At 36.7% G+C, this 12340-nt stretch carries 11 protein-coding genes; 2 read left to right on the plus strand and 9 right to left on the minus strand.

Translation table 11 applies throughout. The features are described 5' to 3' along the window. Positions 1-7: 7 nt before the first annotated feature. Genes TE34_RS03930 through TE34_RS03940 form a run of 3 tightly spaced genes read right to left on the minus strand, consistent with a single transcriptional unit; the run spans position 8 to position 2879 of the window. Complete coding sequence (locus TE34_RS03930) at positions 8-1039, minus strand: succinylglutamate desuccinylase/aspartoacylase family protein (protein WP_047983524.1); 1032 nt, start codon at positions 1037-1039, stop codon at positions 8-10. A gap of 4 nt (positions 1040-1043) precedes the next feature. Continuing rightward, positions 1044-1862 carry a tetratricopeptide repeat protein gene (locus TE34_RS20160; RefSeq protein ID WP_236687097.1) on the minus strand — a complete coding sequence of 273 codons (819 nt, stop codon included), beginning with the start codon at positions 1860-1862 and terminating at the stop codon, positions 1044-1046. A gap of 36 nt (positions 1863-1898) precedes the next feature. After that, entirely contained in the window at positions 1899-2879 is a 981-nt protein-coding gene (locus TE34_RS03940; protein WP_047983525.1) for a dipeptidase, read from the minus strand. Positions 2880-3106: 227 nt separating this feature from the next. On the opposite strand from TE34_RS03940, the gene TE34_RS03945 reads away from it, so the two are divergent. Together TE34_RS03945 and TE34_RS03950 are read left to right on the plus strand one after the other, a co-directional pair. Then, complete coding sequence (locus tag TE34_RS03945; protein WP_047983526.1) at positions 3107-4282, plus strand: CdaR family transcriptional regulator; 1176 nt, start codon at positions 3107-3109, stop codon at positions 4280-4282. A gap of 632 nt (positions 4283-4914) precedes the next feature. After that, the gene (locus TE34_RS03950; protein ID WP_053074960.1) at positions 4915-7137 is read left to right on the plus strand and encodes a YcdB/YcdC domain-containing protein; all 2223 of its coding nucleotides are present in this window, start codon (positions 4915-4917) and stop codon (positions 7135-7137) included. Between the two features lie 234 nt (positions 7138-7371). On the opposite strand, the gene TE34_RS03955 is transcribed toward TE34_RS03950, so the two are convergent. The 6 genes from TE34_RS03955 to TE34_RS03980 form a co-directional block, all read right to left on the minus strand. Then, complete coding sequence (locus TE34_RS03955; protein WP_047983528.1) at positions 7372-8061, minus strand: SDR family oxidoreductase; 690 nt, start codon at positions 8059-8061, stop codon at positions 7372-7374. A gap of 67 nt (positions 8062-8128) precedes the next feature. Further along, positions 8129-9028: a DMT family transporter gene (locus TE34_RS03960; RefSeq protein ID WP_047983529.1), complete on the minus strand. Its 900-nt coding sequence runs from the start codon at positions 9026-9028 to the stop codon at positions 8129-8131. Then, positions 9025-9921 (minus strand): ribokinase, encoded by an 897-nt coding sequence (rbsK, locus tag TE34_RS03965; RefSeq protein ID WP_047983530.1) that lies wholly within the window; start codon positions 9919-9921, stop codon positions 9025-9027. The genes TE34_RS03960 and rbsK overlap by 4 nt, the downstream gene beginning before the upstream one ends. Continuing rightward, the gene (locus tag TE34_RS03970) at positions 9918-10745 is read right to left on the minus strand and encodes an energy-coupling factor ABC transporter ATP-binding protein (protein ID WP_047983531.1); all 828 of its coding nucleotides are present in this window, start codon (positions 10743-10745) and stop codon (positions 9918-9920) included. Before TE34_RS03970 ends, rbsK begins: the two co-directional genes overlap by 4 nt. Continuing rightward, complete coding sequence (locus TE34_RS03975) at positions 10745-11599, minus strand: energy-coupling factor ABC transporter ATP-binding protein (RefSeq protein WP_047983532.1); 855 nt, start codon at positions 11597-11599, stop codon at positions 10745-10747. Before TE34_RS03975 ends, TE34_RS03970 begins: the two co-directional genes overlap by 1 nt. Next, the gene (locus TE34_RS03980) at positions 11596-12339 is read right to left on the minus strand and encodes an energy-coupling factor transporter transmembrane component T (RefSeq protein WP_047983533.1); all 744 of its coding nucleotides are present in this window, start codon (positions 12337-12339) and stop codon (positions 11596-11598) included. The genes TE34_RS03975 and TE34_RS03980 overlap by 4 nt, the downstream gene beginning before the upstream one ends. Between the last annotated feature and the right edge of the window lies 1 nt (position 12340).

Raw genomic sequence — 12340 nt, forward strand, 5'->3', positions numbered from 1 at the left:
ATATTTTTTAAATTTTCTCCCACGTGCTTTTCCCATCTTCTAAATTGGCTATGCCAAATGCCCACCCCCCTGGCCTACTCATATATGCTCGACACATATAAAAGATAATGCCTTTACCTGGGGAAACTAACTCTTCCAACACATCAAAGGTATAGGGGTCAATTACTTTGGCTAATACCTCCTCTTTTTCAACCTCAGTGAATTGTCTCTCTAGTCCGAATAACGGCTCTATGTACCCAGCATTCTTCGGACTTACTCTCCAATAATCGTTAATAAAAAGGTATTCCTTACAATAATCTACACTTCCCTCTAGCATCCCAATATATTTCATCGTGCCAATTAGACCCTGAATATTCTGCTCTAGCCACTCTTTCTCTTGCACTTCCCCAAAACCAAGTCCTCCAATTTCAGGTACTATCGCAGGGATATTATATTTAATACCTGCACTTCCCATCGAAGTTCTAGCGCTATGGGTACCTCTAGAACTAAGACTCATAGAATGAATCATTGGGAACCCATAGGAAAGTGCCATACCCTTACTAATTTCCGAAATCTTAGGATCATCATAGTCCATTCCATATCCTATATCTGCCATGGTACAACCCCAATCACCGATATGATAGTCTATTAAATAATCAGTCTTACTAAATAATTCCTCTTCTATTACTCTAGTAATTTGATTCGTAAGCCAATTATACTTACCATCAAAAGCTCGGTTTGCATCCGGTTCATCTGAGTCATCTATAATAGTCCTACTAGCAGTTCCGAATGCTACTTGATTTGCGACAGGAACAGCAATTATATTTCCTTTTAATTCACTTACATCAATACGCTTTAGTAGTTCCTTCAGAATTAAGACCGAGAACCATTCATTTCCATGAAGCATGGATAATAGAAGAAGTGTTGGGCCATTTTTCTCACCGGTTAATATATGTGTATAAATATTTACATCTCCACTTAAATCTTTTGTTACTGGAATCTTTACTACTTTCCTACTACCACTCTCTATATTTACCCCAGCAATACTTATTTCTCCCATATGATTACTCCTTACCATTATTGAGCTCTGCCTCAGCAGCTAGGTACCCAAAGGCAGACCACATTGTTGATTCTTTAACGATACGATGAAAGAGTTCAAATGCTTTCTCTTTCTCGTTGTTTACCAGATAATAAACACCTAATCCATATCCTTGTGTAGCTAGTTCTAAATCTGGGTGTGCCGCATCATCAAAGGATAAGAGTTCCTCTGAGCTAATCATCCCTTTATAGAGTTGTAATCTTCTAAGGTAAGAAATATTTTCACCTGGATCAGTACTTTCTGAGATCGGGATTAGTAGCTTTTCTGCTTCTTGGTCCTTTCCTAATCGTTTCAATGTCATCCAAAACCAATCAGCAATAGCAACATACAATTCATCACTTTTTGTCAATTCTAAGCATCGCTTATATGCATTTTCAGCACGTTCATAATCACCAAGTAAGTAATAGGCTAGGCCAAGGTGGTACCAGGTATCCCAATTGGTTGCATCAATACGAGAGGATAGTTCAAAATCTGCTGCAGCCTCTTTATACATTCCTACTGAAACAAATCGGTGTCCTCTATGTCTGTATACTAGAGCGTGGAAAGGATCGTAGCTCAAAGCTATAGAATAAGCATCGATAGCTTCTCTAAACTGCCAGGACTTAGAGAGCGCTAAACCCTTTTTCATCCATAAGTCTGGATTACTAGGAGTTTCTTTTATTTCTTTTTCAATCTCTAGTACTTCTGGAGAAAATTCTATTTGTGAACCTCCCCATACTTGTTGGTTTTCTTTTGAATCTGTTAACTCATTTACAGAGATACTCATGTATGTCCCTTTTTGCATTTGCACCAATTCCTTCCCCATTTTTAGTGATTAAATTTATACTTCTTTCCATACTTGCTGTATTACCCTTGAAAAATTCCCACCAAGAAATTGTGCTATATCATTAGAGGAATAACCTCTATTACGAAGTCCATTTATAACATTATTAATATCCTTAGATCCTTTAGCATGTCTTAACTTTGGATCGGTACCTACTCTCTCGTTGTAGTTAGCTACCACAGTTGGGTATAAATAGGCTTGAGCAATTGTCCCCTCTTCATCTGTTGCACCATCTAAGGTGTCATCACTCCCAAATCCTACGTGTTCAATACCAACTAAATTTATGACATACTCAACATGGTCCAAATAATCATCTAGTGAGGGCTGTAATCCTGTTTTGTCATTCCAACATAAAGGGCCCCAAGGTGTAAGACCAATTACTCCACCCTTTTCCGCTATCATTTTTACTACTTCATCCGTTTTGTTCCGTGGATTACTGCATAATTGCTGGACATTAGCATGTGAACATATAACTGGTTGTTCACTTGCTTGAATTGCTTCTAATGTCGTCAAATGACCACAATGTGAAAGGTCAATAAGCATACCAATCCGATTCATTTCTTTGATTAGTGTTTTACCGAAGTCTGTTAATCCTCGGTCTACATATTCTGTGCACCCTGAACCAATAAAGTTAGCTTTGTTATAAGTAAGTTGCACTACTCTAACCCCTAATTGATAAAATACGTGAAGGTTTCCCAAAGAATTTCCAATAGGGTATGGTTCTTGGAACGTAAGGATTAAACTTTTTTTATCCTGCTTAGATGCCTTTTGTAAGTCTTGGTAAGTTCTAGCAATTGATAACTTGCTCCCCGGAGTTTCAATATACTTATAGATTTGGCCAATAGACTTAACTGTCTCAGTAAATCCTTTTTCTGAATTAGGAAGCGTAAGAAAAAAAGCATCAACACTAGATTCTAAATTCTCATTAGATAACCCGTTAAATTCTCCTTCACAGAAAACACATCCATTAATACTCAAAGTACTAGAGTTATTTATGATGAAGTCACCACCTTTCCCTTTCCTTTAATTAAGTTGTAGAGCACTTGAAAAAAGCTATAGCCATCAAGATTATATTTGATTATATATTAAAAATATTTGGAATCATATGTACACTTATACCGAAAATGGGTATAATTATTTCAAAATTATTAGACGAATCGTACAAAACCAGTAATATAGGATAAATAATAAGGGGGATATTTACTATGAATCTAATTGAACAGATAGCTCAAGATGTAGTTGAAAAGACTGGGGCAATCTTACATTACCGTGTCAGCATAACCGATACAAAAGGATTTATTATTGGATGCACTGATAAAAATCGCATAGGCATCTTTCATGAACCTTCACTAGAGGTAATCCATAAAAATAATACAGTAACTTGTGAAAGGGATATCGAAAAGAAGATTTTACCCGGAATATCCATTCCTTTGAAATTTAATAATGAAGTTATTGGCGTATTGGGAGTTGTTGGTGAACCAAGCGAAGTGGAAAGAGATGTTCAACTTGTTAAGAATCAAGTGGAAATGATGTTTCAAGAGGAATTTAAACGTGAGATCCAAGTCTTAAGAGAAAAAATGGTAGAGATGTTTGTTCTTCAAATCATTCATTATAATAAGAATGAAAATAATGACCATATATTAGAGTATTCGAGGCTTATTGACTTTGAAGCCGATATAGAAAGAGTATGTTTATTAATAGATATTGATGGACTATCAAAAAAGATTCTTTCCCATAAACATATACAAAGTGTTCCATTTCAAAGAGAATTCTTAACTTATCTTAAGCTAGTTTTTAAAGATCAAGATGGGGCTATCGTCTCGTTGCTGAGTATGAATAGATATATAATTATTAAACCTCTTCGAACAAAACAATCGTACTCTAAATTACTAGAGAGTCTAGAAAGTAGGATTGAAAAGATTAATTCTTTTTTGACAAGGGCTCATAATGTCTCAGCATGTATTTCAGTTGGAGGTATAGGTAGAGGAATTGAAGGAGTAGCCAATTCTTATAATGACGCTAAGAAAACAATGGAAATTGGGAAAAGATTTTACGGAGGAAAAACTTTCTATCTTTATAATGAAGTCCGGATATTAAAAGAGATGCTGCCTGGTGAACTTTCAGATACTTATCAAAATAAACTATTAAACATAGTACAGCCTTTGATTGATAACGACCACTTTGATACCCTATCCAATACTTTTATTACCTATTGCGAGAACAATATGAATCTTAGTCAAGCTTCAAAAAACATGTTTCTACATAAGAATACAATGATGTATAGACTTAAAAAGATTGAAGAAATTACATCTATCGATACTAAAAGTTTTGAGGAGTGTATGATACTATATACTGCTATTAAATATTATAAAGGTTGGTAAGAATCTGGGTATGAAACCCACTAATAAAGAATTGATTTAGAAAAGATAGCTAATTCACAGACAGTAGAAATAAGATATGATGGCGATACAATAGCAGAAATCAGACCTAACTAACACACATAAACATCAGATTAAAGAATGACTATGAATTTGACATTTCGCATTATAAGAGTTGATATGTTATGTCGGTGCGTTTCCTATAAGACATTTAAGGTTATACAATGTGTAAAAGTAAAGTCAGAGCTCAATTACCAAGACTATTATAAGTAGTTATTCCAGTCTGCAATTACCATTAGTAAAAAAAGTGGTGAAGTAGCTATGAGCACAGTTAGAACATTACACTATTAATTAATATCCAATGTAACACCTCCAATAGCAACAATAGATTAATATCAATTTATTGTAAAAAATACCAAAATTAATTATATATAAATGTTGAGAGGTAATTTACCATAATCTCTGTATGGGACTAGGTGGGTTACTTCTTTTTTCTTTAGTGACAAATGCGATATTAGTTATTGTTGATATTAGTTAGTGTACCTTTCCCTACACTCCCTCCTCACTAATTGTCATATTTTTCTATCCCCTATAATACTATCTAATAATCTATCTACTATTTAAGGGGGATTATTTTGAAGAAAATTAGTTTAGTAGCTCTATCATTAGCATTATCTTATGGAACATTCGTATCTGCCGCACATGCACAAGGACTTGCAGAGAATTCATCAGAAAGAGTTGCTGTGGAAGTACAAACAGAAGAAACAGAAGTCTCAAAGGAGGAACTAATTAAAAAGTTTAAAACGTTATTTCCAAAGCAATTTGATTTTTTATCGAATAGTGACTTTCATTTAAGTAATGGTCATTACTATCCAGATGATGAACGAACTCGCTATGAATTAAGCTTTAACAAAACCGTAAAAGGAAAAAATCTGTTTGGTCACATCGTATTTGTTGGAGAGGAATTGGAGCTTGAGAATTTCCACTTTGAACCTCTCAATACACTGGACGCACTGTTCCCACCGAAAGTTTCTCAAGAGGAAGCAGAGAAAATAGCACTCTCACTACTAAAGAGAATAGTTAATGGAAAAGAGTATGAATTAGTTCCAAGCATGGACATGCCTTATTATTCCAACCAACCAATTACCGAACCAGTGCGTTACGAATTTTCATTTGTACAGAAGAAAAATAATGTTCCTCTAACAAACCAACAAGTTCAAGTAACTGTACTAGGAAGTGGTGAAGTCGTTAGTCTCTATCGCCATGTAGGAGAAGCAAAAGACACAACCTATGACGATGTGACAAAGGTAAAAAGTGAAGAAGAATTATTACAAAAATTGAAGGATCATCTAGAGGTCAATCTAACATACCAAGTAAACTATGACTATCAAACAGGAGAAGAGTCCATAGCACTTGTATACAACCCATCCATCCGATTGGGTGTACATGCCATTTCTGGTGAATGGCAAACAGCGAATGGATTTACGAAAAAAGCACCAACCAATTCAAAAATCGAGAAACTAGCAACAAAAGCCTTACCAGCCAAACATGAAAATATTACTGCAGAAAAAGCTATAGAAATTGCCGAACAATTATTAGCTATCGATTCTGACGATGTGAAATTAATCATCCACTCCGTCGAAGAAATGGATTACCGTAACGGACAACCCGTATTAAATATTCACTACTCCTACGATTTTGCAAATGGTGGCTACGGTTCTAGCATCATCTTGAATAAAGAAACAGGTGAAATCATCTCTTATCATGATATCAAACGTGAGGTCCTAAGAGAAAACGGCAAAAGCACGGAGAAAGATGAGAAGAAAATTACCGAAAAACAAGCATTAGCCAAAGCAATCAGTTACTTAAAAGAATGGTCTCCTTCCTATTTACACCGTTACGCAAAACCAATGGGTAAAGCTCATTATTGGGAACCAGAAGGAATCTATCACTTCTCTTTCCCTCGCGTAGTCAATGGAATCATCGTGGAAGGACATACTATTAATGTTGGAGTAGGAACGGATGGTTCTTTATATAGTTTAGATGTAAACCATCAAGAAAATGTAGAATGGCCATCGCCTGAAGATGTTATTTCTGAGGATGAGGCAAAGAAAAAGTTAATCGAGGCGTTAAGCTTAAAGCTCCAATATATCAATCAAGGTAATGCGTCAAAAGAAAATCACTATCAACTAGTATATTCACCTGTTTATAACGGAAAGACCTACAACTATTTAGATGCAAGTACTGGGGAATGGAATGATTTATTCAGTCAAAATGAATTGCCAACTGTGAGCCATCCAACTGCTGAAACTGAATTAAATTATCTCATTCAAAACCGCATTTTAGAAATCAAAGATGCGGCCACATTTAATGCTGACACCTCCATTTCCAATGGAGAAGCGTTAAAAATACTAGTAAAATCATTATCGTATTTCTATGAGTTCGATACACCAGAAGGAGATCCTAGCCAAACATTTGAAAATATTGTTCCAGACCACCCTTATTACTCGGTAGTAGAGAGAGCGGTAAGATTGGGCATCTTGAATCCAGAGGATACCTTTAATATCGAGGAAAAACTCACTCGTGAACAGCTAGCTGTTTGGTATGTTCGTACATTAGGTCTTGAAATTGCAGCGAAGTATCATAATATCTATAAGCTACCATTTGACGATGCAGATAACATTCAGAAGGAATATAAAGGATATGTTACTTTAGCTGATTCCTTACAGTTATTAAATGCGGAGAACAATCGATTCAATCCAAAGGTAGAAGTGACGTATGCTGATATTGCCGTAACTATCTTCGACCTGGCCCATGCGATTCATGAGCATGGGAGAGGGTATCATTTGTATTATTAGCATCAATTGGGAAGGTTCATTAGTCAAATTCTATTAATTATCTGTGGAACTTGCCCCAAGTATACCTTGTCGGTCGACTATGACCTTTCTTAGTAGCTTTTTTAACCCCGACATAGAAATAACAAATAAAAAATTACAGACGATTATAAGTTTTGCTACAATTCCAACTGACTATTATTAAATAATAAAAAGCCCTTTCCTAATTAGAAAAGGGCTATTTTTTCATGTTCAGTACTACTTATTCTTTATTACCACTTCAGTAACAGCTAAGTTTTTTCGTTCTTTTATATTATCCATAATAATATCAGCAACATCATCAGGCTCCATTAAATGCTGGATTTCCTCTTCTGTATAAATTCCGTCCCAAAATGCGGTTTTCATTCCGCCCATATAAGCAGCATAGACCATAATATTCGTATCCGTTAGTTCTACTAACAGACTTTCAGTAAAGCCTCGAACACCAAATTTACTAGCGCAATATACCGATTCTGTAACTTTTCCTTCAAGACCTGCAGTAGAAATTACATTGGCGATTATCCCTTCATTTCGCTCCTTCATATTAGGCAAAACTGCTTGTGTACAAAATATAATCCCTTTTAAATTAACGTCTATCATATTATGAACAGCAGTCTCTTCAATTTTTTCAGTAAGGGAAAAAACACCCAGACCCGCATTATTAACTAATAAATCGATAGGACCGATTTCTTCAAGGATCGACTGAAAAACACGATCTACATCCTGTTTAGAAGTAACATCTAGCTCATAGATAGCATGGTCAGAAATTAATGTTTCTGCTACCTTTTCAAGATTACTTCTCGTCCGTCCAATCAAACATACATAATATCCTTTTTTGGAATATTTCCTAGCCAATGATGCGCCTAGACCGCTCCCAGCACCTGTTATCGCTACCACTTTTCTATCCATGACATACACATCCTTTTAAAGAAATATGCTAAAGCAACTTGTCCAACTCTAGATTAATAATCTTCCCTCATTCAACCACCCGTACTTCTTCCGTTACAACCTCACGCTGACGTTTAATATTCATTACAATCAAACTAACAATCATTAATGGCAATCCTATCCGAATCCCTAAATGAAAAGGTTCTCCTAGAATGGAAACACCCAATAATATTGTAATAAATGGAATAATAAATGTTGTAAGAAGCGCAAAAACAGGGCTTGCTGTCATTACCAAGTAATAAAACAAAACATACGCTAGGCCAGAACCTAAACAACCTAGCACAATTAACGATCCCCAGACCTCCGGATCTCCTAGTGCAAGTATAGCTTGTGGCTGTTGAACGACACTGACTATACCGTTACAAACAGCTGCAATTCCAAGTGTCCACATCCCAAGCTGCAAAGCAGTAATCGTAGGGTAAAACTTTTTCACTAATATGGAATTTAATGCATAGCATGACGTAGCAACTAACACTAACAAAGCATGTATAAAAGAAAATTCCGCGTTAGAAGCTTGTCCTGAAAATAACAGCAAAGATAAAACTGCTAATAAGCCAATAATAATACCAACAACTTGGTTACGGTTTGGTTTGTCATGTAGTATCCATACTGAAAGTAATAGTCCAAGGACTGGCGTAGTTGCATTTAAAATTCCAGCAATACTTGTATCCAATGAAGTTAACGAAATACTAACGATCGTCCAAGGGATTGCCGCTGCAAGCGATATGATTAATAAAAACCATATGGTTACTCGAAATTGAATCTTCCCTTTACTACGTAGCCAAAATGGAACTAGTGCAATTAACCCAAATATACATCTAAAGAATACAAGAGTCGCCGGTTCAAAATACACCAGCAACTGCTTCGTCCACAAAAAAGAAGAACCCCATAACAAACTTAAGGTCAGTAATACGAGTAATGCTTTCATGACTCGTTCCAGCTTAAATCGGTAGGGATTTTTACTTGGGCTCCCTTTTGAGTCACGACGTATCCCGATACATTAACTGCATATTGAATAGCTTCCACTAATTTTAGATTCCTACACAGTCCAACTGTTAATGCTCCATTAAATGCATCACCTGCGCCAGTTGTATCGACAGCCTGTACGTTTCGTGCAGGGACCCATCCACTCTCTTTACCGTTAGTAAAATAAGCCCCCTTATCCCCCAACGTTACCACAACGGTTTTTACACCTTGCTCGATTAGCAAGTGACTCGCATCCTCAATGCTCTGATTAGTGCTTACTTCCATCCCACTCAATATCGCAAGTTCTGTCTCATTCGGTGTTAAAACATCCACCAATGATAACATATCCTTAGCTAATGGTTGGGCTGGTGCTGGATTTAATATAACTGGGACCTGGCTTTCCCGGGCAATCATCATACCAGTAACTACCGATTCCAAGGGGATTTCTAATTGCATCAAAACTGCATCCGCAGACTTAATAAGTTCCCTTGCTTCTTTTACAACTACCGGTTTCACGTCCGAATTGGCACCCTCCATTAGAACAATCGCATTTTCTCCTGTTTGGCTCACTTGAATCAACGCATTCCCGGTTATACCAAATTGATGTACATGATTAGTAGAGATACCATAGTTATCTAGATTCTCTATCGCTCGCTTACCAAAATCATCCTGTCCTACACAACCAACAAAATCAACATCCGCACCTAATTGAGCCATAGCAACTGCTTGGTTAGCACCTTTGCCTCCGAAAAAAGTGTCAGAATTAGAGCTAGAAATTGTCTCGCCAGGTTTTACAATATGAGCAACATCATATACTAAATCAATATTGACACTTCCAATGACAGCAACCCTCATTGTACTTTTTCCCCATTTACATATTGTTCTTTTAAGTACGCAACTAATTCACTTTTATGCAAAAGCCCCTTCGGTAAACCTAATAATGCTCCCATTTGTGCGACTGCCGGCGGCTTTAACATGCTTTCCTGTAGAATATCCTCTTGATAGAAAATGTCGGACGCTTTTCCATCTGCAATAATACGGCGATTGGCCATGACAACAATCCGTTCAAAATGCTCCGTGACAAATTCCATATCATGGGTAATCGTAATAACCGTCTTTCCTAGTTTCTCCAATTCCTTTAGCATTTTCCCCAATAGGGCAAGCCCAATCTTATCTTGCCCTGCTGTCGGTTCATCCAAAATAATTACATCACAATCCATAGCAATCACCGAAGCAATCGTTACAAATTTACGCATAGAATATGGCATATTATACGGATTCTCTTCTCGATAATCACTAATCCCACACAGGTCGATAGCCCAGTTCGTTATATCTTCTATTTTTTCATCATCAAATCCCATATTCCGTGGACCAAATCGTACCTCATCAATCACTTCATTATGGAAAATTTGATCATCGGGGTTTTGAAAAACATACCCTACTTTTCTTGATAACTGTGCAGTTGTTTTATCCTTCGTATTCCATTCACCAACATGCACTTCTCCAGCAGTTGGCTTTAAGAGTCCATTCATTAATTTTACCGCAGTCGTTTTACCTGCCCCGTTTTGTCCAATAATGGCTACCCTCTGTCCACTTGGAATGTCTAGGGATAAATTTTCATTGGCGGTTGTACCATCAGGGTATGTAAAACTAACATCATCCAATATAATCTTTGTCATCATACATCCCCCCTATTATGCTTAAAGCAAGTTGTTATCTCAGAATCTCGTATCGGTACAAAGTTCAAATCGACTCCCATCTCTTGAAGTTCTAAGGCAATTTCAGTTACATGTGGGTACTGGATGTTTGCTTTTCTAAACAGTGGATCTGCTAGAACATCTCGAGTAGGTCCTTGCATTAACACTTTTCCTTGGTCCAGTACAATTAACTCATCGGAATACTCAGCAACTAGATCCATTTTATGTTCTACTAGAATAATAGTTTTACCTTTTTCCTTCATTAAACGAATGATTTCAAATACTTGTTCTGTCCCAATAGGATCAAGCTGGGATGATGGTTCATCAATGACTAAGATATCTGGTTCCATCACAATAATCGAAGCTAGTGCAACACGCTGACGTTGTCCCCCAGAAAGCTCAAATGGATTTTTATCCCGTAGATGTTGTATATTTACTAGTGTTAGTACTTCTTCTACTCTTTCATAAATCTCTTCCACTGGCACTCCTAAGTTTTCCAATCCATAAGCAATCTCGCCAAAAACATTATCTTTAACACCAGAAATTTGGATGAAAGGGTTTTGAAACACAAAGCCAACTTTTTCTCCTAGCTGACCTAGCTGAAAACCAGATAAATCTTGACCCTCTAAAGTGATCGCCCCTTCCAATTCTCCCTTATGGAAGTGAGGAATAAACCCTCTTAGGATATTACAAAGTGTGGTTTTCCCAGAGCCATTATTTCCAACAATAGAAACAAAACTACCTTTTTTAATCTCTAGGGAAACATCCTTCAACACCCACTCTTCTCCAATTGGGTATCGATACGATACATTTTCTAGTTGAATGATAGCTGTCATAAGAAAAACCTCCAAACAAGTAGTCCAATACTAAGGATGAGATACGTCCAATTTAATATTCGATCGATAGGGCGCTTTGTTAATTGGTGTAGACTAGTTTTTGGCCCAGGTGCTGAAAAGGCTCTTGATTCCAACGTAATCGCTCTTTCCTCCGTGCTTGCAATGGAAGATAGAATTAATGGGGTTAATGTCGGAAAGAAGGCCTTTGCCCGAACCTTTAATGATCCCTCTGTTTCCACGCCCCTTGTTTTTTGAGCCTCCATAATCGTATTCGATTGGCGGCGCATTTCTGGAATGATCTGCAGTGTAGATAACACGATATAGGCACCAGTTGGTGGTAAGCCAATATCCTCAAGTGCTTTTACAAAATCTTTTACATCTACAATACGGAAAAATAATATAAAAGCAGCACCAATTGCTAAAATACGTGACGTTAACTTGAGTCCATATTGCAACCCTTCCGAGGACATTTCAAAAATCCACCATGTACCAATCACACTGTCCCCTGGATAGAAGAATAATTGCATTAAAAATACAATGGCTAATAAAATTAGTAGTGTTTTTGAGATAAAGGAAATAAATGACTTGGCCACGCCTGCAATAGCAGCAATAATAATTAAAATGGGAAACCAAGCATAAGCAAAAAGATAGCTTGGTACAATAATGACGGAAACAGTAATGAATACTGCTAGGTAGAATTTCGTTAATGGATGCAAGGCCAGAATTGGATTTTGTTTCATG

This window comes from Ornithinibacillus californiensis, from assembly GCF_001038485.1.
GTDB classification, from domain to species: Bacteria; Bacillota; Bacilli; order Bacillales; family Amphibacillaceae; genus Ornithinibacillus; species Ornithinibacillus californiensis.